Annotated in this window: 19 protein-coding genes; 8 read left to right on the top strand and 11 right to left on the bottom strand. The window is 71.9% G+C overall.

From position 1 onward, the window contains the following. Positions 1–36: 36 nt before the first annotated feature. On the bottom strand, positions 37–654 hold the full coding sequence (locus tag AC2XR2_RS01300) for an SRPBCC family protein (protein WP_449352184.1): 618 nt from the start codon (positions 652–654) through the stop codon (positions 37–39). 227 nt (positions 655–881) lie between these two features. Between AC2XR2_RS01300 and AC2XR2_RS01295 the strand changes: the two genes are divergently transcribed. After that, entirely contained in the window at positions 882–1163 is a 282-nt protein-coding gene (locus AC2XR2_RS01295) for a GlsB/YeaQ/YmgE family stress response membrane protein (protein ID WP_381305853.1), read from the top strand. Positions 1164–1243: 80 nt separating this feature from the next. Here the strand turns inward: AC2XR2_RS01295 and AC2XR2_RS01290 are convergent, their stop codons facing one another. The 3 genes from AC2XR2_RS01290 to AC2XR2_RS01280 all read right to left on the bottom strand — a co-directional run bounded on the left by AC2XR2_RS01290 (position 1244) and on the right by AC2XR2_RS01280 (position 3907). Further along, positions 1244–2107 (bottom strand): alpha/beta fold hydrolase, encoded by an 864-nt coding sequence (locus AC2XR2_RS01290; protein ID WP_491513976.1) that lies wholly within the window; start codon positions 2105–2107, stop codon positions 1244–1246. A 75-nt stretch (positions 2108–2182) separates the two neighbouring features. Beyond that, positions 2183–3094, bottom strand: coding sequence for an SDR family oxidoreductase (locus AC2XR2_RS01285; RefSeq protein ID WP_449352183.1), 912 nt, complete (start codon positions 3092–3094; stop codon positions 2183–2185). Between the two features lie 36 nt (positions 3095–3130). Continuing rightward, the gene (locus tag AC2XR2_RS01280) at positions 3131–3907 is read right to left on the bottom strand and encodes an SDR family oxidoreductase (RefSeq protein WP_491513975.1); all 777 of its coding nucleotides are present in this window, start codon (positions 3905–3907) and stop codon (positions 3131–3133) included. A gap of 78 nt (positions 3908–3985) precedes the next feature. Between AC2XR2_RS01280 and AC2XR2_RS01275 the strand changes: the two genes are divergently transcribed. Genes AC2XR2_RS01275 through AC2XR2_RS01260 form a run of 4 tightly spaced genes read left to right on the top strand, consistent with a single transcriptional unit; the run spans position 3986 to position 7428 of the window. Next, positions 3986–4753, top strand: coding sequence for an enoyl-CoA hydratase family protein (locus tag AC2XR2_RS01275; RefSeq protein ID WP_491513974.1), 768 nt, complete (start codon positions 3986–3988; stop codon positions 4751–4753). Beyond that, positions 4746–5609, top strand: a complete 864-nt coding sequence (locus AC2XR2_RS01270) for a CoA transferase subunit A (protein ID WP_491513973.1) — start codon at positions 4746–4748, stop codon at positions 5607–5609. The genes AC2XR2_RS01275 and AC2XR2_RS01270 overlap by 8 nt, the downstream gene beginning before the upstream one ends. Further along, positions 5606–6376 carry a CoA-transferase subunit beta gene (locus AC2XR2_RS01265; protein WP_491513972.1) on the top strand — a complete coding sequence of 257 codons (771 nt, stop codon included), beginning with the start codon at positions 5606–5608 and terminating at the stop codon, positions 6374–6376. The genes AC2XR2_RS01270 and AC2XR2_RS01265 overlap by 4 nt, the downstream gene beginning before the upstream one ends. Beyond that, positions 6373–7428, top strand: a complete 1056-nt coding sequence (locus AC2XR2_RS01260) for an NAD(P)H-dependent flavin oxidoreductase (RefSeq protein ID WP_491513971.1) — start codon at positions 6373–6375, stop codon at positions 7426–7428. Before AC2XR2_RS01265 ends, AC2XR2_RS01260 begins: the two co-directional genes overlap by 4 nt. Before the next feature lie 26 nt (positions 7429–7454). Here the strand turns inward: AC2XR2_RS01260 and AC2XR2_RS01255 are convergent, their stop codons facing one another. Genes AC2XR2_RS01255 through AC2XR2_RS01245 form a run of 3 tightly spaced genes read right to left on the bottom strand, consistent with a single transcriptional unit; the run spans position 7455 to position 10066 of the window. Further along, complete coding sequence (locus AC2XR2_RS01255) at positions 7455–8612, bottom strand: acetyl-CoA C-acetyltransferase (protein WP_381306753.1); 1158 nt, start codon at positions 8610–8612, stop codon at positions 7455–7457. Positions 8613–8638: 26 nt separating this feature from the next. Next, the gene (locus AC2XR2_RS01250; protein ID WP_330269843.1) at positions 8639–9226 is read right to left on the bottom strand and encodes a TetR/AcrR family transcriptional regulator; all 588 of its coding nucleotides are present in this window, start codon (positions 9224–9226) and stop codon (positions 8639–8641) included. A gap of 51 nt (positions 9227–9277) precedes the next feature. Further along, complete coding sequence (locus AC2XR2_RS01245) at positions 9278–10066, bottom strand: SDR family oxidoreductase (protein WP_449352178.1); 789 nt, start codon at positions 10064–10066, stop codon at positions 9278–9280. Between the two features lie 103 nt (positions 10067–10169). Here AC2XR2_RS01245 and AC2XR2_RS01240 point away from each other — a divergent pair, with 103 nt between their 5' ends. Both AC2XR2_RS01240 and AC2XR2_RS01235 read left to right on the top strand, forming a co-directional pair. After that, complete coding sequence (locus tag AC2XR2_RS01240) at positions 10170–11348, top strand: acyl-CoA dehydrogenase family protein (protein ID WP_491513970.1); 1179 nt, start codon at positions 10170–10172, stop codon at positions 11346–11348. Continuing rightward, positions 11348–12331, top strand: coding sequence for an acyl-CoA dehydrogenase family protein (locus tag AC2XR2_RS01235; RefSeq protein WP_491513969.1), 984 nt, complete (start codon positions 11348–11350; stop codon positions 12329–12331). The genes AC2XR2_RS01240 and AC2XR2_RS01235 overlap by 1 nt, the downstream gene beginning before the upstream one ends. A 9-nt stretch (positions 12332–12340) precedes the next feature. Here the strand turns inward: AC2XR2_RS01235 and AC2XR2_RS01230 are convergent, their stop codons facing one another. The 3 genes from AC2XR2_RS01230 to AC2XR2_RS01220 are packed head-to-tail and all read right to left on the bottom strand — an operon-like array spanning position 12341 to position 15390. Beyond that, on the bottom strand, positions 12341–13603 hold the full coding sequence (locus AC2XR2_RS01230) for a multidrug effflux MFS transporter (protein ID WP_491513968.1): 1263 nt from the start codon (positions 13601–13603) through the stop codon (positions 12341–12343). 24 nt (positions 13604–13627) lie between these two features. Then, positions 13628–14569 carry an SMP-30/gluconolactonase/LRE family protein gene (locus AC2XR2_RS01225; protein ID WP_491513967.1) on the bottom strand — a complete coding sequence of 314 codons (942 nt, stop codon included), beginning with the start codon at positions 14567–14569 and terminating at the stop codon, positions 13628–13630. Positions 14570–14610: 41 nt separating this feature from the next. After that, complete coding sequence (locus AC2XR2_RS01220) at positions 14611–15390, bottom strand: MBL fold metallo-hydrolase (RefSeq protein ID WP_491513966.1); 780 nt, start codon at positions 15388–15390, stop codon at positions 14611–14613. Between the two features lie 131 nt (positions 15391–15521). On the opposite strand from AC2XR2_RS01220, the gene AC2XR2_RS01215 reads away from it, so the two are divergent. Continuing rightward, positions 15522–16427, top strand: a complete 906-nt coding sequence (locus AC2XR2_RS01215) for an AraC family transcriptional regulator (protein ID WP_491513965.1) — start codon at positions 15522–15524, stop codon at positions 16425–16427. Between the two features lie 46 nt (positions 16428–16473). Here the strand turns inward: AC2XR2_RS01215 and AC2XR2_RS01210 are convergent, their stop codons facing one another. After that, positions 16474–19365: a glycosyl hydrolase family 95 catalytic domain-containing protein gene (locus AC2XR2_RS01210; RefSeq protein WP_491513964.1), complete on the bottom strand. Its 2892-nt coding sequence runs from the start codon at positions 19363–19365 to the stop codon at positions 16474–16476. Between the last annotated feature and the right edge of the window lie 89 nt (positions 19366–19454).

Below are 19454 nucleotides of genomic sequence, written 5' to 3'. Positions count from 1 at the left end.
CGGTTCGCCTTTCTCTCGCCGGGTCCGGTACGCGGGTCAGCCGACGGGCCACTGGGCCACCCGGCTCCTCGGCGGTTCCGGGTGCTCGTGCTGGACACGGCCGTTGCGGATGGTGCCGCGCCAGGCCCCGCCTTCTTGCCCCAGGCCCTCGATGAACTCCTTGAAGTTCCGGAGCTCGCGGCGCAGCAGCCGGGCGGCCACCTGGGCGCCCTTGGACGAGCCGACGAGGAGTTTCGCGGCTCCGCGCGGCTCCAGGAGCATCCGGACGGTGAGTGCCGTACCGCCCGAGCGCGTCGGCCTGAACTCCACCTCGCCCTGGTGGGAGGGGTTCTGGTCCAGGCCGCGCCAGGCCAGGTAGGCGTCGGGGTCCTGCTCCACGATCTCCACCGGGAAGCGGTGGCGCAGCCGGCCGTAGCCGATGGTCCAGGCGGTCACGGTGGGTCTGATCTGTTCCACGCCGTGCACCAGGGGCGAGAACCGGGGGAAGGTCCTGAACTGCGTCCACTGGTTGTACGCCGTGCGCACCGGAACAGCGATCTCGACGGTCTCCTCGACGTGTTGCTCCCGCAGGGGGCGGCGACGCGTGACGCCGTCGTCGTCGCGCGTCCCCGGCGTGTCGGGGACGGCCCGCCGCGAGTCGTGTGCGCGTGCCATCGTGGCCTCTCCTCCGGTCGGCGAGCCGGGCCGTACGCACCCGGGCTCCTCTCCCGGTTCCCAGATCGCGGCCTTCGAGTCGCCCTGACACGCACGCGTCCCGCTGGGGCCGGCTTCCGCACGATCGGGGAGGACCGGTTTTCACAGGAAACGTTTGTATGCGCGCGGACGGTAAACACGATGTGCTGACTCAGTCCTTATGTGCTGAAGGAAGAGGGACACACACCATGGGAATCCTCGCGTGGATCATCATCGGCCTGCTCGCCGGAGCCATCGCCAAGGCCATCATGCCGGGCAAGGACCCCGGCGGTGTCATCATCACCATGCTCATCGGGATCGTGGGCGGCCTGCTCGGAGGGTGGCTCGGGAAGGTGATCTTCGGCGTCGACTCGGTCGACGGGTTCTTCGAACTCTCGACCTGGATCGCCGCGATAGTCGGCTCCCTCATCCTGCTCGCCCTCTACCGTGTCTTCGCCGGCAACCGAGGACGCTCGCACCGGCACGCGTGACGCTCTGCCAGTGCCTATAGGTCGACATATCGACCACAATCCCGTGTGCCAGGACCCGTACGGGTCCTGGCACACGGGATTTATGTCGGGCCGCCGGCCGTGTGCCGCACCAGGGCCGCGGCGAAGTCGTCCCACACCGCCCGCGGCACGTCGTGCCCCGCCCCCTTCAGGACCAGCAGCTCCGCTCCGGGGATCGCGTCCCGCAGCGCCTCGCCGTGCGCCGGGGGCAGCAGCGGGTCGTGGTCGCCGTGCACCACGAGGGTGGGCGCGGTGAGGTCGCCGAAGCCGCCGCGCGAGGGCTCGTCGAAGCCGATGGCGTAGTGGTTCACCAGCGTCGACGCGTAGTTCCGGGCACGCGCCACGTCCCGTTCGACCAGCGCCCGGATCGCGGCCTCGTCGAAGTACGGCGAGCCGCCGGAGCAGGCCCGCGCCCCGGCGACCACGTACTCGACGACCGCGGCCGGGTCGGAGAGGTCCGGCTCGGCGGGCATGGCCAGGTCGTCGGCCGGCGGCGGCAGGTCGTCGGCCCCGGTCGACGTCGACACGAACGTCAGCGACGCGACCCGGTCGGGCCGGTCCACGCCGAGAACGAGTCCGATCCCGCCGAACATCGACTGACAGACCAGGTGAGCGCGCTCGACGCCCAGGGCGTCCAGGATGCCCAGCACGTCCTCGGCCAGATCGCGGTACGCGTACGTCGGCCTCCCCGGCGGCCAGCAGGTCGAACGGCCGGTGTCCCGATGGTCGTACCGCACCACGAACCGCCCACCGGCGGCGATCCGCCCGCACAGTTCGGCGTCCCACCAGAGCATCGACGCACTCGCCCCGGCGACCAGCACGATCGCGGGGGCGGCGGGGTCCCCGAAGGTCTCGACGCACAGCTCGACACCGTCGATGTCCAGGAGCCGCTCGCCGTGTGAGTCGTGAGAGTGATGTGAGGTCATGTCCGGCACGTTAGAGCCGCGAGCTCCGTCTTGCCGCCATCGTCACCGCGCCGGAGCGGGCCGGCGGCCCGCCCCCTACCGTGCCCCGTACACCGGCCGCGGCGCCTCCGCCTGCGCCAGCAGCTTCAGTGCCGTCTCGCCCGCCTCCGCCGGGGTCCAGCGGGCCCCCTTGTCGGCCGTCGGGCCGGGGTGCCAGCCCTCCATCACGGTGATGCGGCCGCCCTCGGCCTCGAAGATCCGTCCGGTCACACCGGTGGAGGCGGGGGAGGTGAGCCAGACGACGAGGGGGGAGACGTTCTCCGGGGCCGGGGCGTCGAAGGCGCCGTCGCCGGGTGCGGCCATGGTGTCGGCGAAGGTCGCCTCCGTCATCCGCGTGCGGGCGGCCGGGGCGATGGCGTTGACCTGGACGCCGTAGGGGGCCAGTTCGGCGGCCGCGACCAGGGTGAGCCCGACGATTCCGGCCTTGGCCGCGCTGTAGTTGCCCTGCCCGACCGACCCCAGCAGCCCGGCCCCGCTGCTGGTGTTGACCACCCGCGCGACCGGAGGCCGCCCGGCCTTCGCCTCCCCCCGCCAGTGCGCGGCGGCGTGCTTCAACGGCAGGAAATGGCCCTTGAGATGGACCCGCATGACGGCGTCCCAGTCGTCCTCGTCGAGGTTGACCAGCATCCGGTCGCGCAGAAAACCGGCGTTGTTGACCAGGGCGTCCAGCCGTCCGTAGGTCTCCAGGGCCGTACGGACCAGCGACGCGGCGCCCTCGCCGGTCGCGATGTCACCGTCGTGCGCGACCGCCCGCCCGCCGAGCGCCCGGATCTCCTCGACGACCCGCTGCGCGGGCCCGGCCTCGCTTCCGGTGCCGTCGACGCCGACACCGAGGTCGTTGACGACGACCGCGGCGCCCTCCGCGGCGAGGGCGAGCGCGTGCGCGCGGCCGAGTCCGCGGCCCGCCCCGGTGACGACGGCGACGCGTCCGGTGCACAGTCCGTTCATGGGGATCATCCTCACGTCGTGGGTCGGTCGGGTGCCTCAGCGGTTGGCGGTCGCCGCGTCGAGGAACGCGGGGCGCTCGCCGCCGCCGTGCACGAGGAGACTCGCGCCGGTGATGTAGGAGGCGCGGTCGGAGGCGAGGAACGCGCAGGCGTCGCCCACCTCGGCGGGGTCGGCGAGCCGGCCGAGCGGGACGGTGCGTCCCACGGCGGCGACGCCGTCCTCGTCGCCGTAGTGGAGATGGGAGAGCTCGGTGCGGACCATGCCCAGCACAAGGGTGTTGACCCGCACCAGCGGAGCCCACTCCACGGCCATGGTCCGGGCGAGCTGATCGAGTCCCGCCTTGGCGGCCCCGTACGCGGCCGAGCCGGGGGAGGGGCGGCTGCCGCTGACACTGCCGATCATCACGATCGACCCGCCCCCGGGCTGCTCGCGCATCACCTCGTACCCGGCGAGAGACGCGGTCAGGGGTGCCAGCAGGTTCAACTCGACGACCCGGGCGTGCCGTTGGGCCCCGCCCTCGTCGAGCATCCGGTACGGCGTGCCACCGGCGTTGTTGACGAGGACGTCGAGACGGCCGTACTCCTCGCGCACCCGCTGGAAGAAGGCGGTCACCGCGTCGGCGTCCCTGAGGTCCAGGGGCAGGAAACGGGCCGTGCGGCCGCCGGCCCGCACCGGTTCGTCCGGCGGGCGCCTGGCGCAGACGACGACCTCCGCGCCCGCCTCCAGCAGCGCCCGGCTGATGCCCGCGCCGACCCCGCGGGTGCCGCCGGTGACCACCGCGACCCGCCCGCCCAGCTCGATGACCGATGCCATGAGGCCCTCCCGGAGGATGCGCTCCGCTGCTACCTTCGTGCCTAACAAACGTTTGGTGGAAAGGTAGCTGACTCGCTCATGGGTGTCTCCACCGCAGCCCCGGAAGAGGGCGTTTCCGTCGTCAATGTCGACTTCCCACCGGTCAACGCCCTTCCTGTCCAGGGCTGGTACGAACTCGCCGCGGCGGTGCGCGCCGCCGGGACCGACCCCAAGGTGCGCTGTGTCGTCCTCACCGCCACCGGCCGGGGGTTCAACGCGGGCGCGGACATCAAGGAGATGCAGCGCACCGACGGTCACGCGGCCCTCATCGGCACCAACCGCGGCTGCTACGAGGCGTTCGCCGCGGTGTACGACTGCGAGGTCCCGGTCGTCGCGGCCGTGCACGGCTTCTGCCTGGGCGGCGGCATCGGCCTGGTCGGCAACGCGGACGCGATCGTGGCGAGCGAGGACGCGACCTTCGGACTGCCCGAACTGGACCGGGGCGCCCTCGGCGCCGCCACCCACCTGGCCCGGCTGGTGCCCCAGCACCTGATGCGGACCCTGTACTACACCTCGCGCACCGTCACCGCCGAGGAGCTGTACCGGCACGGCTCGGTCTGGCGGGTGGTGCCCCGTGAGCAACTGACCGAGGCAGCGCTTGAGTTGGCGCGGGAGATCGCGGCCAAGGACGGTCTGCTGATCCGCCTGGCCAAGGCGGCGATCAACGGCATCGACCCGGTGGACGTCCGCCGCAGCTACCGCTTCGAGCAGGGCTTCACCTTCGAGGCCAACCTCAGCGGCGTCTCGGACCGGTACCGCGACGCGTTCGTGGCGTCCACGTCGTCGGAGGGGAGCGAGGGTGAGTGACAAGACGATGACCGCCGAGGAGGCCGTGGGCCGCCTCCGCAGCGGCATGACCGTCGGCATCGGCGGCTGGGGATCGCGGCGCAAACCGATGGCCCTGGTCCGGGCGCTGCTGCGGACCGACGTCAGAGACCTCACCGTCGTCTCCTACGGCGGTCCGGACGTCGGACTCCTCGCCGCCGCCGGAAGGATCCGCAAGCTGGTCGCCGCCTTCGCCACCCTCGACTCCATCCCCCTGGAGCCGCACTTCACCGCGGCCCGGCAGCGGGGTGACTTCGAACTGGTGGAGCTGGACGAGGCGATGGTCATGTGGGGCCTGACCGCGGCCGCGCAGCGACTGCCGTTCCTGCCGGTGCGGGCGGCGCTCGGCTCGGACGTGATGACGGTCAACCCCCGCCTGCGGACCGTCACTTCGCCCTACGACGACGGCGAGGAGTTCGTCGCCGTCCCGGCCCTGCGCCTGGACGCGGCCCTGGTCCACCTCAACCGGGCGGACACCCGGGGCAACGCCCAGTACCTGGGCCCCGACCCGTACTTCGACGACCTCTTCTGCCAGGCCGCCGACACCGCCTACGTCTCCTGCGAGCAGATCGTCGACACCGCCGACCTGCTCAAGGACGCCGCCCCGCAGACCCTCCTGGTCAAGCGGGCGTTCGTGACCGGTGTCGTCCAGGCTCCGGGCGGGGCGCACTTCACCTCCTGCGCCCCCGACCACGACCGCGACGAGACCTTCCAGCGCGCCTACGCGCAGGCCGCCCGTGACCCGGAGACCTGGCGGGCCTTCACCGACCGCTTCCTGTCCGGCGACGAACAGGCGTACCGGGCGGCGGTCACGGCATTCCACGAGGAGCGGGCGTGAACGCACCCACGACGAACGACACGACCCGCGCCGAGTACTGCGTGGTGGCCTGCGCGGAGGTCTGGCGGGACGCCGGCGAGATCCTCGCGAGCCCCATGGGCACCGTCCCCACCCTCGGCGCCCGGCTGGCCAGGCTCACCTTCGCCCCCGACCTGCTCCTGACCGACGGAGAGGCGCTGCTCATCGGCGACACTCCCGCACTCGGCCGCCCACCCGAGGTGGTGGAGGGCTGGCTGCCCTACCGCCAGCACCTGGCCCTCGTCGCCACCGGCCGCCGGCACGTGATGATGGGCGCGAGCCAGATCGACCGCCACGGCAACCAGAACATCTCCTGCATCGGCGACTGGGCGCGCCCCAGGCGGCAGTTGCTGGGGGTGCGGGGTGCCCCCGTCAACACCCTGAACAACCCGACCAGTTACTGGGTCCCGAAGCATTCGCCCCGCGTCTTCGTCGAGCACGTCGACATGGTCAGCGGGGTCGGCTACGCCCGCGCCGCCGAGGCGGGCCCCTCGGCGACCCGCTACCACCGCATCCCCGAAGTCGTCAGCGACCTGGGCGTGTTCGACTTCGAGACCCCGGACCGCACCATGCGGCTGCGCTCCCTGCACCCCGGCGTCACCGTCGAACAGGTCCAGGAGGCCACCGGGTTCGCACTCAACATCCCGGCCGAGGTGCCGTACACCCGCGAACCCGACGCCGACGAACTGCGGCTGATCCGCGAAGTGTTGGACCCCGGCAACGTGCGCTCACGTGAGGTCCCCGCATGAGTGAGGGCACGATCCCCACCGCGCTCACCGCACTCGTCGGCGTACGGCACCCGATCGTCCAGACCGGCATGGGCTGGGTGGCCGGACCCCGGCTGGTGAGCGCGGCGGCGAATGCCGGCGCGCTGGGCATCCTCGCCTCCGCCACCATGCCCCTGCCCCAACTGCGGGCGGCCATAAGCGAGGTGAGGTCGCGTACGGACGCTCCGTTCGGGGTCAACCTCCGGGCGGACGCCTCCGACGCGGCCGACCGGGTGCGCGTCCTGATCGAGGAGGGCGTGCGGGTGGCGTCCTTCGCGCTCGCGCCGAGCCGGGAACTCATCGCCCGCCTCAGGGACGCGGGAGTGGTCGTCATCCCCTCGGTCGGCGCCCGGCGCCACGCCGAGAAGGTCGCCGCCTGGGGCGCCGACGCGGTGCTCGTACAGGGCGGCGAAGGGGGCGGCCACACGGGCAGCGTCGCCACCACCGTGCTGCTGCCCCAGGTCGTCGACGCCGTGGACATCCCGGTGATCGCGGCCGGCGGCTTCCGCGACGGCCGTGGCCTGGTCGCCGCGCTCGCCTACGGCGCGGCCGGCATCGCCATGGGCACCCGCTTCCTGCTGACCTCCGACAGCACGGTCCCCGACCCGGTCAAGGCCCGCTACCTGGCCGCGGGCGTGCAGGACATCACCGTCACCACCAAGGTCGACGGCCTGCCCCACCGGATGCTGCGCAGCGAACTCGTCGACACCCTGGAGCGCGCGGGCCGTGCGCGGGCGCTGGTCCGCGCACTGCGGCACGCGTCCGCCTTCAAGCGGGAGTCCGGCATGACCTGGAGCGCCATGGTCCGCGACGGACTGGCCATGAAGCACGGCAAGGACCTGACCTGGAGCCAGGTCCTGCTGGCCGCCAACACGCCCATGCTGCTGAAAGCGGCGATGGTGGACGGCCGCACGGACCTCGGCGTGATGGCCTCCGGGCAGGTCGCCGGCCTCATCGACGACCTGCCCTCGTGCGCGGAACTGGTGGCCGGGATCATGGCGGAGGCCCTCGTGACACTGAAGCGTCTGCCCTGACCCGCACGGAGTCGGCTGACGTATCGTCAGAGCCGTTCGATGATGGTGACGTTGGCCTGGCCGCCGCCCTCGCACATCGTCTGGAGGCCGAACCGCCCGCCGGTGCGCTCCAGTTCGTGCAGCAGGGTGACCATGAGCTTGGCCCCGGTGGCGCCCAGCGGATGGCCCAGGGCGATCGCGCCCCCGTTCACGTTCACCTTCTCCGGATCGGCGCCGGTCTCCTTCAGCCAGGCCAGCACCACGGACGCGAACGCCTCGTTGATCTCGACGAGGTCGATGTCGTCGATGGTCATGCCGGCCCGCTTGAGGGCGTACGAGGTCGCCGGTATCGGCGCCGTGAGCATCCGGATCGGGTCCTCGCCGCGCACCGACAGGTGGTGGACCCGGGCCCGTGGGGTCAACCCGTGCTCCCGCACGGCCCGTTCGCTCGCCAGCAGCATCGCGGACGCGCCGTCGGACACCTGGGAGGAGACGGCTGCCGTCAGCTTGCCGCCCTCGATGACCGGCTTCAGCCCCGCCATCTTCTCCAGGCTCGTGTCACGGCGCGGTCCCTCGTCCAGGGACACCTCGCCGTAGGGGACGAGTTCGCGGTCGAACCGGCCCTCGTCGATCGCGCGCAGCGCCCGCCGGTGGGAGCGCAGCGCGAACTCCTCCATGTCCTGGCGGGAGATGCCCCACTTGTCGGCGATCATCTCGGCGCCGACGAACTGGTTGACCGGCCGGTCGCCGTAGCGCGCCCGCCAGCCCTCCGAGCCCGCGAACGGCCCCTGGGTCAGACCGAGCGGCTCGGCGGCCTGCCGGGTGGCGAAGGCGATCGGGATCACCGACATGTTCTGCACACCGCCCGCGACCACCAGGTCCTGGGTGCCGGACAGCACGCCCTGCGCGGCGAAGTGCACGGCCTGCTGCGAGGAGCCGCACTGCCGGTCCACGGTGGTGCCCGGCACCTCCTCCGGCAGACCGGCCGCCAGCCAGCTGGTGCGGGCGATGTCACCGGCCTGCGGTCCGACGGCGTCCAGGCAGCCGAAGACGACGTCCTCGACGGCCGCCGGGTCGGCGCCCGACCGCTCCATCAGCGCCTTGAGCACATGTGCGCCCAGGTCGGCGGGGTGCACGGCGGCCAGTCCGCCGTTCCGCTTGCCGACGGGGGTACGGACCGCTTCGACGATGTATGCCTCGGCCATGGCCGCTCCTTGAGAGCTTCAGGGGGTCATTCCCGCAGGTTGATGCCCTCCAGCACCATCGACAGGTACTGGCGGGCGATCTCCTCGGGGCTGTGCTGTCCGCCCGGCCGGTACCACGAGGCCGCGACCCACACGGTGTCGCGCAGGAAGCGGTACGTGAGCCGGATGTCGAGATCGGCGCGGAAGGCCCGTTCGGCCACCCCGCGCTCCAGGGTGCTCAGCCACGCCTTCTCGAACTTCACCTGGGAGTCGGCCAGATAGGCGAAGCGCGGCTGGGTCTGCAGGATCCTGGCCTCCTTCTGGTAGATCGCGACCGCCGCGTGATGCCGGTCGATCTCCCGGAAGGACTCGGTGACGAGCGCCTCGATGGTCTCCCTGGGCCCGAGACCGCCGGCCAGCACGGCGTCGTAGCGCGCCCACAGGTCGGACAGGAAGGTGGAGAGGATCTCGTCGACCATCGACTCCTTGGAGTCGAAGTGGTAGTACAGGCTGCCCGCGAGGATCCCCGCCGCGTCCGCGATCCTGCGGACGGTGGTGGCGCGGTAGCCCTGCGCGGCGAACACCTCGGCGGCGGTGGCGAGGAGTTCCTCACGGCGCTCGGGCCCGCCGCTCATCGCCGTCTTCTTACGGTCACTGTCACTGTTCGGCACCCGGTCATTGTCGCCTCACGCGTGCTGGCTGCTGACCGCGACGACCTCGCCCGTCATGTACGACGAGTAGCCCGACGCCAGGAAGACGATCACGTTGGCCACCTCCCACGGCTCGGCGTACCGCCCGAACGCCTCCCGGGCCGTCAACTCCGCCAGCAGCTCCGGAGTCGTCACCTTCACCAGATGGGGGTGCATGGCCAGACTCGGCGCCACCGCGTTGACCCGGACCCCGAACTCGGCGGCCTCCAGGGCGGCGCACCGGGTCAGCGCCATCACGCCCGCCTTCGCGGCCGCGTAGTGCGCCTGGCCCCGCTGCGCCCGCCAGCCGACGACGGAGGCGTTGTTGACGACGACTCCGCCTTGACCCGCTGCCTTCATCCGCCGCAGCGCGGCGCGCGTGCAGCGGAAGGTGCCGTTGAGTGTCACGTCGAGCACCTTCGACCACTGCTCGTCGGTCATGTCGACGAGGTCGGCGGTCCCGCCGAGCCCGGCGTTGTTGACGACGACGTCGAGCCGCCCGTGGCGCTCCTCCGCGAGGTCGAACAGGGCGGTCACCTGGTCCTCGTCGGTGACGTCACAGGGCAGCGCGGCGACCCGTTCCGCCCCGAAGGCGTCGGCGAGTTCGGCCGCGCACTCCTTGAGCCGACGGGCGTGCGCATCCGATACGACGACGCTCGCACCCTCCTCCAGCAGCCTGCGCGCGGTCGCCCCGCCGATGCCGGCCCCGGCGGCCGCGGTCACGACGGCGCCACGGCCGGCGAGGAGGCGGTGGCCGGGCACATAGGGCGGCGGGGAGGTGGTCATGGACGGGCCTCCTTGGACAGGCCGGCGGCGCGCTCGACTCTCGACGGCTGACGCCCCGTACGGTAACCTACCAAACACTTGTTAGGGAAGGAGCCGGAGTCTGATGGACCTCGACTTCTCGGCGGCCGAGGACGCCTTCCGGGCCGAGGCTCGCGCCTGGCTCGCCGCCCACGTGCCCGAACAGCCCCTGCCCTCGCTGGAGACCGAGGAGGGCTTCGCCGCGCACCGGGCCTGGGAGCGCACCTTGTCCGACGATCGTTGGTCGGTGGTGTCATGGCCCGAGGAGTACGGCGGCCGCGGTGCTTCCGTACTGGAGTGGCTGGTCTTCGAGGAGGAGTACTACGCGGCCGGCGCACCGGGCCGGGTCGGCCAGAACGGCATCAACCTGCTCGCCCCGACCCTCTTCGAGCACGGCACCCCCGAGCAGCGCGCCCGCGTCCTTCCCCCGATGGCCACCGGGGAGGTGATCTGGGCCCAGGCCTGGTCGGAACCCGAGGCCGGTTCGGACCTCGCCTCGCTCCGCTCCACCGCCCGGCGCGCCGACGGGGGCTGGCTGTTGAACGGCCAGAAGACCTGGTCCTCGCGCGCCGCCTTCGCCGACCGCGCCTTCGGTCTCTTCCGCAGCGACCGGGACGGCCTGGACGAGGGCAAGCCCCACCGGGGTCTGACCTACCTGATGTTCCCGCTGCGCGCCGACGGCGTGACCGTACGCCCCATCGGACGGCTCGACGGGAAACCCGCCTTCGCGGAACTCTTCCTCGACGACGTCTTCGTACCCGACGAGGACGTCATCGGTGCACCCGGTCAGGGCTGGCGGGTCGCGATGAGCACCGCCGGCAACGAACGCGGCCTCACCCTGCGCAGCCCCGGCCGCTTCACCGCGGCCGCCGACCGGCTCACCCGGCTGTGGCGGGACCGCGCCGACCCCGCCGACACCGCACTGCGCGACCGGGTCACCGACGCCGTGATCCGCGCCCGCGCCTACCAACTGTTCACCTACGCCGGCGCCTCACGCCTCGCCGCCGGCGGCTCCATCGGCGCCGAGTCCAGCATGAACAAGGTGTACTGGTCCGAGCTGGACATCGCCCTGCACGAGACCGCGCTGGACCTCCTCGGCCCGTACGGCGAACTCGCCGACCATGCCGACGAGGCGCCCGCGCACGGCAGTTGGGCCGAAGGGCACACCTTCTCCCTGGCCGGACCGATCTACGCGGGCACCAACGAGATCCAGCGCGACATCATCGCCGAGCGCCTGCTCGGCCTGCCGAAGGGACGCCGGTGATGCGCTTCCTCCTCGACGACGGGCAGAGGGAGTTCGCGCGATCGCTCGACGCCCTGCTGACGGCGTCCGACACCCCGGCTGTCGTCAGGGCCTGGAGCACCGGCGACCACGGACCCGGACGCGCCCTGTGGGGCCGCCTCGCGGAAGCCGGAGTGCTCGCCCTCGCCGTACCGGAGGAGTACGACGGCCTCGGCCTCCTGCCGGTCGAACTCGCGGTGGCGTTCACGGAGTTGGGCCGCCACGCGGTACCCGGCCCGCTGGTCGAGACGGTGGCGGCGGCCGCCCTGCTCGACCGGCTCGGTGACCGGCACGCGACCTGGCTCCGCGGGATGGCCTCCGGCAAGACCGTCGCGACCCTGTGCCCGCCCGTGGACGACACCCCCTACGCCCTCGACGCCGACATGGCCGACCTGGTCCTGGTCGTCACCGGCGACACGCTGCGCGTGGCCGAGTCCACCGGCCCCGTCCAGCCGTCCGCCGACCCGGCCCGCCGCCTGTCCCGGCCGACGGGCGGTACCGTCCTGGCCGAGGGACCGCACCTACGGCGCGCGGCCGCGTACGCCACCGACATCGGCACCCTGGTCACCGCGGCGCAGGCACTGGGCGTGGGCCGGGCGCTGCTCGACCGGACCGTGTCCCACGTACGCCGACGCCACCAGTTCGGACGGCCGATCGGCTCCTTCCAGGCGGTCAAGCACCGGCTCGCGGACGTACTGATCAGCCTCGAGTTCACCGAGCCGCTGATCCATGCCGCCGCTCTCTCGCTCGCGTCCGCGTCGGAGCACACCGGCCAGGCCATCGCGGCGGCGAAGGCCGCGGCCGGCGACACGGTCCACCTCGCGGCCCGCACGGCACTGCAATGCCACGGCGCCATCGGCTACACCGACGAACTCGACCTGTCCCTGTGGATCCGCAAGGCCCACGCCCTGCGCACCGCCTGGGGCACCCCGTCGGCCTGCCGGGCGCGCGTTCTCACCGCCTGAAGCAGGGACTCACCGAGCCAGCGGGTCGGGAGCGGTCTGCCAAGGGCGGCACAGCGCGAGGAAGCATCCGGTCGCGGCGGAGGCCAGGCCGAGCACCGACACCGCCATGGGGAGGGCGGTGGACCTGCCGCCCAGACCGGCGAGGGCCGGGGCGAGGGCTCCCATGAGGAACTGGGTGGTGCCCAGCAGAGCGGAGGCGCTTCCCGCCGCGTGCGGGGCGCGTTGCAGGGACAGGGCCGTGGTCGTGGGCAGGATCATGCCGACCGGGCAGGCGGTGAGGAAGAGTGCCGCCGCGATCCAGGGCAGGCCGGCCTGGGTGGTGGTGACCAGGAGCACGAGGGCGGCGCCCGCCGCAATGAGCGCGGCCAGTCCGATGGCCAGCACCCGGTGCGAGGGGTAACGGCCCAGCAGGAACTTCCCGTTGAGCTGTCCCGTGGCGACCATGCCGAGCGAGTTGAGGCCGAAGAGCAGGCTGTACGTCTGCGGGGAGGCGCCGTAGATCTCCTGGAGGGTGAAGGAGGAGCCGGCGATGTAGGCGAACAGGGCGGCGAAGCCGAGGCTGCCGGTGAGCAGGTAGCCGGTGAAAGGGCGGTCGCGTACCAGATCGCTCATCGTGCGCAGGGTCGCGAGCAGTCCGCCGTGCCGCCGGTCCGGAGGCGGCAGGGTCTCGGCCAGCAGGGCGGCGGTGGCCGCCAGGATGACCAGACCGAGGAGCGTGAGGGTGACGAACACACCTCGCCAGGAGGTCAGTCGCAGCAATTGCGCGCCGAGCACGGGAGCCAGGATCGGCGCGGTGCCGGAGACCAGCATCAGCGAGGACAGCAGCCGGGCGGCGCCGAGGCCGTCGTACAGGTCCCGTACGACGGCCCGGGCGATGACGATGCCGGCGGCTCCGGCCAGCCCCTGCACCAACCGCATGCCGACGAGGACGGCCGGGTTCGGTGCGAGCGCGCACAGGGCGCCCGCGACCACGTACACCGACAGGCCGGTCAGCAGTGGGCGGCGCCGGCCGAGGGTGTCGCTGAGCGGGCCGATGACCAGCTGACCCAGGGCGATCCCCACCATGAAGGCCGTCAGGGTGAGCTGGGTGACGGCCTGTGAGACCCCCAGGTCCGAGCTCACCCGGGGGAGGGCCGGCAGATAGAGGTCGATGGTGAGCGGGCCGAGCGCGGTGAGGGAGCCCAGGACCAGGACGAGCGGGAGGTGGCGGGGGCGGCGGGCTCGCGGCGCGGGCGATGTCGCGTCGGTGAGAGCAGAGCTGGTGTCAGCCATGTCCGTTCCAGGGCTTGCTCGACGTCAGCGGTCGAGGTGCGCGAGCAGCAGGTTGGGGTCCTCGTTCGTGAGGTACGCGGCGCTCGGGACGTACACCGTGCTGCCGTGGACCGCGACGGAGGTCGGGGTCTCCAGGCCGTCGGCGGCTGTGAGCACCGCGGTGTGGGTGCCGTCGGGGCGGACGAGGTCGACCTCGTTGTCGTCGCGGGCGGCGAGGAGGGTGTCGCCGTGGCCGGTGAAGGCGAAGTCGTCGATGGACGGCATGCCGGTGGCGCGGACCTGGATGTCGCCCGCGGTGCCGCGTGCGGTGACCGGAATGCGCAGGACCGTGCCCTTGTCGAGGTTGGTGGCCCAGACCGCCCCGTGGTGGAGCTTGAGTCCGTTGGCGCCGGCGAAGGTGCTGGGTTGGAGGGCTGCACCGCGTGCCCAGACGGTCGCCTTGCCGCCGCGGGCGGGGAGGCGGTAGATGACGCCGTGGACGGAGTCGGTGACGTAGAGCCTGTGCGTGTGCTGGTCGAGGGCGAGGCCGTTGGGCAGCCCGTCGGCGGGAAGTGCGGCGATCCGGTGCGGGCGGCCACCGGGGCGGACGGCCCAGATGCCGGTCAGGTCGGCGGTGCCGGTGGCGTAGGTGACGTAGAGGGTGCCGTCACCGGCGCGGGCGATGCCCCCGACGAACGCCTTGCCCAGGTTGGGTGTGCTCGCCTTCGCGGGCGCGGGCAGCGTGGCCAGGACGTGCGGTCGTCCACCGGGAGTGATGCGGACGATCTGGCGGGCGAAGGAGAAGGTCAGATACGCCGATCCGGTGCGGTCGACAGTGATGTTCTCGGGTTGCTGCGATGCCGCCAGGCCGAAGTGGGCGGCGACACGCGGTTCGGAGAGCGGTTCGGTCGCCGCCGTGGCGCTGGCTGCGGCGGTCAGCAGGGCCGCTGTCGCGGCGAGCGTGGTGATGGTGGTGCGGACGTGCATGGGGCGGTTCTCCTGTGGGGCGTCGGGGTTCCGGGCCGGGATCAGTCGGTGGCGGGGAACAGCGACCGGTTGGCGATGTCGATGATGAACGGGCCCACGTGGGAGGGGTATCGGTCCACGATCGCCTTCTTGTACGCGTCGCCGTCGTCGCCGAGCAGCTCGCGGGCGTCGTCCAGGTAGCGGCGGATGTCCTCGTAGACCTCGGGGCCGGTGGGGGCGCCGTGGCCGGCCAGGATCGTGTCGTAGCCGCTCTCGGAGGCCAGTGCGTCCAAGGCCTGTTGCCAGCCGGCGATGTCGTTGTTGCCCAGGTAGAGGTGGACGTCGTGGTAGACGAGGTCCTGGGCGATCAGGACGCCCTGCTCGGGCAGCTTGACGAGGAGCTCGTCGGCGGCCTCGCCACCGGAGACCGCCTCGAAGACGAAGGGGACGCCGTCGATGACCTCGGTGCCCGGGACGAGGGTCACGCTGGGGGTGAACTCGGCGAGGGGAACGACCTGTCCGGTCGGCAGGTGGCTGTCGCCGCGGGCGATGATCTGCTCGGTCACCCGGGCCAGGGCGTGCACGGGGACGCCGAAGCGGGCGGCGCCGTTGTAGTGGTCCGGGTGGGCGTGGGTGACGATCAGCCGGTCCAGCGGCTTGCCGAGGCCCCTGGCGTACGCGACGGCCTCCTCGGCGTAGGTGGGAAGCAGCTGCGCGTCGATCGCGACGATCCGCGCCGGGGTCTCGATCAGCTGGGTGGTGGTGTGAAAGGTGTCGGCCGGCGACATGTAGCTGTGGATGCGGACCGCGCCCCTGTCGAGAACCGTGACCGTGCCGTTCATGGTGATGCTCCTTGCGGTGGTGGAGGCGGCCTTGCGCCGTCTTGATGCCCTCCACTCTTGTCGCAAAGGTGCAGGCAGGCGAGATACGCTGAAGACCCGGCATGGTAGATCGAGGACATCTGGAGGATTGGATGCCTGCGGTGGATCCCGAGGGCCCGGGCGCCTCACAGCGGGGAACCATCCCCCGGCTCGACTTCAACCCACCGCACGAACGCGTTCCGGGCCTGGAGATCGTCGACCTGGCGACCCTGCACGAGCGGCGCCGGCGGCGGGGCAGCCGGGCCGACCAGGTGCACCGGGTCGACTTCCACACCCTCACGCTGATCACGGAGGGCAGCGCCGAGCACGCGGTCGACTTCGTGACCTACCCCTGCCGTCCCGGCACCCTGCTGTGGATCCGCCCAGGCCAGGTGCAGCGGTTCGTGCGGGCGGGCACCGCCGACGGCACCCAGCTCCTCTTCACACCGGCCTTCCTGCCCCACACCAGCAGTGCCGACCGGCTGGTGAAGGAGTGGGGCGGGCCTGCCTGCCGGCAGTTGGGCGCGCGCCCCGCGTACGCCGTCCTGTCGACCCTGCTCGGTCAGATGCGGGCCGAGTACGACCGTCCCGAGGGGACCGCGTCGGCGGAGATCCTCCAACTCCTGCTGGCCACCGTGCTGTTGCAGATCGACCGGCTGCCCCGTCCCGACGACGGCGGCGACCCGCACGCGGGCGGCGAGGTGTACGCGCGCTTCCGCGCCGAACTGGAGCGGGGGTACGCCACCACCCGCCGCGCCGCCGACTACGCCCACCGTCTCGGATACACCGTCAAGACCCTCACACGCGCCTGTGTCGCCGCGACCGGGCAACCCGTGAAGCACGTCATCGACGCCCGGGTGGCTCTCGAGGCGCAGCGGCTGCTCGCCCACACCGACGAGCCGGTGGCGACGATCGCCCGCCGACTGGGATTCGTCGAACCCACCAACTTCGGCAAGTTCTTCACCCGCCACACCGGTACGACCCCGGGCACGTTCCGCCAGACCCATCAGGGCGGATAGGGCCGCCAGGTCACGGCTCCGACCGGTCGTGCGGCTGCGCCTGCCGTCACACGCCGACGATCTGCCACTCCTGGCTCGTCCCGGACCCGACGGGCCACTGGACGACACGGGCGCCGTCCGCCGTCGAGCCGCCGTCGACGTCCGCACACCAGGTGCCGTTGCGGACGTTGACGAGGCGGTGGAAGCCGCCGCCCGCGTCGACGAGCCGCCACCACTGGTTGTCGCTGCCCGCGTCCGGCCACTGGATGAGCTGGGCGCCCTGGGCACCGCCCCCGGGACTGTCGAGGACCTTGCCACTGTGCCGTGCCCGCAGGCGGAAGGAGCCGTCGGCGTTGGGCAGGAACTGCCACTGCTGGTTGGTGGCACCGGACGGCGTGAACTGGATGACCTTCGCGCCGTCGGCCGTGCCTCCGGCCGCGACGTCCAGGGCCTTGCCGCTGCGCCGATTCTCCAGCCGGAACCAGCCGCTGAGCAGGGAGACCGTGATGTCCGTGCGCTCTCCGGCGACCAGGGACACCGTGCGGGCGTGGGTGCCCAGGGGCGAGGCGGCGACGGACGCGGTCGTGGTCACGGCCGTCATACCCCGGCGGCTGATGAGGGTGACGGTCTGGTCGACCGCCGAGGTGACGGAGAGGGTGGCGGCGCGGGTGGTCAGGTCCCAGGCGAAGGTGTGGATCCGGATCCGGCCGCGGGTGCGTACGCCGGTGATGGAGCCCTTGGTGAGCTGGTCGGGCAGGGCCGGCAGGATCTCCAGCACCCCTGGCCGGGAGTAGATCAGGGCCTCTGCGAGCACACCCGGCAAGGCGTGCGCGGCGTCCGCGTTGTAGATGTCGAGGTCGGGATTGTGCGAGGTCATCAGCGACTTGAAGACCATGTTGTTCCCGATGATCTTCTTGAGGTTGTCGTAGACCTTGCCGCCGTCCTTCAGCCGGGCGCCGGCCAGCGCGCGGTGGAGGCTGCCGTGGGCCGAGATGTTCTGGTCGCCGCGCCTCTCCAGGGCCTTGAGCGCCGGGCGGACGAGCGCGGGCTTCTCCTCGGGGTTGATCTCGTGCAACGGCCAGGCACCGTACAGGTGCTGGATGTGCCGGTGGTCGTAGTGGTCGGTCAGGGTGGGCCATGACCATTCGGCGAGCGCGCTGTCGCCGTTGACGCGGTAGTCGGGCAGCTTGGCCAGCAGCGCCGTCCAGCGGGCCACGCCCTGACCGCTGCCCTGCTCGACGCCCAGGGTGTTGGCGGCGTCGACGGCGGCCTGGAGAGCGTGCCTGCCCGCCATGATGTCGCCGGTGGCGTTGACCGACAGACACACTCCGGTGTTGCCGGGCGCGTTCTCCATGGAGAACGACGGCACGAAGACGGCCTTGCCGTTCGCGTCGGTGCGGGTGAGGAAGTCCTCGTAGAACAGGGCGAGTTCCATGAGGGCCGGGGCGAGCTCGGTGGCGTAGAAGGTGCTGTCGCCGGTGACCTCGTAGTACTCCAGCATCGGGTACAGCAGCCAGTCGGCGCCGCCGGTCCAGCATTGGCCCGGGAAGGAGTTGTTGTCGAAGTGCAGCATGTGGCCGTACTCGCCGTCGGTTCGGGACGGGGCGAGGAAGCCACGGGCGCCGTAGAGGTTGCCGGCGTTGGTGCGCCAGTCGGCGAGTTGTCCGAGGATCAGGTCGAAGTAGCCCCGCATGACATCGGTGGTGTCGAGGATGTTGGCGCCGGCGACCTGGAGGTTGATGTTGGCGTCGGTGGTGAAGTCGTCGGCCCAGGCGCCGTTCCAGGAACCCGTCCAGATGCCGGTGAGGCGGGGTGGCAGGACTCCGCTGGAGCTGAGGAAGAGGTAGCGGCCGGAGTCGTACAGGCGCTCCAGCAGGGCGAGGTCGATGACGCCCCGGTTCGCGTTCTGGCGGGCGATGAGCTCGCTGACGGAGAGCCTGCGGTCGGTGTCGGAGACGTTCAGGTCGAGGCGGGAGCGGTCGTACAACTCGGTGTGGATCGCGGTGTGCGCCGAGCGCAGAGCGGCGTAGTCCGTGCCGATCGTGGCCAGTTGGGCATGCAGCGGCTCGGAGTTCCAGGCGGTGGCCGACTCGTAGCGGTCCAGCCTGGTCAGCAGGATCACCCGGGTCGCCCTGGCCACGACGATCGTGGAGCCGCTGACGGTGACCGAGGAGCCCGCCCCTGTCGCCACGACCCGCGTGACGCCCTCGTAGCCGAAGGCGCCCTGTCCCGTGGGGTAGGTGCCGCGCAGGTTCAGGTAGCCGTCGCCGTTGCTCGAAGTGGCGCGGGTGGTGAAACCGACGCCGCCGGGCACGCCGTCGAGCGCGGTGTTGACACTGAGCGTGGTGTCGACCGTACGGCCCGGTGCGGGGGTGAGTTCATGGACGATCACCTGGTCGGCCCTGGAGACGAACGCGCGGCGCGTCCAGGTGCCGTACTGGTCGGTCCAGCTGGAGGCGACCTCCCCGGTGCGGAAGTCGGTGGTGCGGCCGTAGTCGTCGACCGTGGTCATGCCCGGGGTGCTGACGCGCAGTTCGTACGCGGGGTGGTAGGTCTGTGTCCAGCGCAGTGCCCATCCGGAGGCGAAGTCGCTGTTGGCGCCGGCGTAGTTCCCGGCCAGAGCCTTGTCGCGTACGCCGTCGAGGCGGCCGGAGAGCACGGGCGGCTTGACCGTGCGGGTGCCGTTCGGCAGCACCAGCCGGTGGAAGTTGAGGACCACCTTCTCCAGGGTCGGCGCCCCGTGCAGGACGGCGCCGTACTCGCCGTTGCCGGTGAGGAAGCCGTCGGTCCAGGAGGCGGCGGGGGAGGTGTCGTGGATGCCGCGGTCGGGGAGTGCGAGCTGCGGCGGTACGGCGGCCTCGGCCTTCCCCGCGAGGAGGCCGCCGGGGAGGGCGGCCGCTCCGGTGGTGATCGCGGTGGCGGTCAGGAAGCGTCGGCGGTCCATGGAGGGGTCGTTCACGCAAATTCCTACGTCTGCTGGGGATGGTGCGGAGTGCGCCGTGCGCAGGTGTGCCGGCGGTGGCCGGGCGGAGAGGGGGGGGGAGGCGC

It is taken from the genome of Streptomyces sp. LS-MS-L19 (assembly GCF_058382285.1).
Note: the sequence above shows the minus strand (reverse complement) of the source record. Positions and strands in the feature narration are given on the sequence as shown.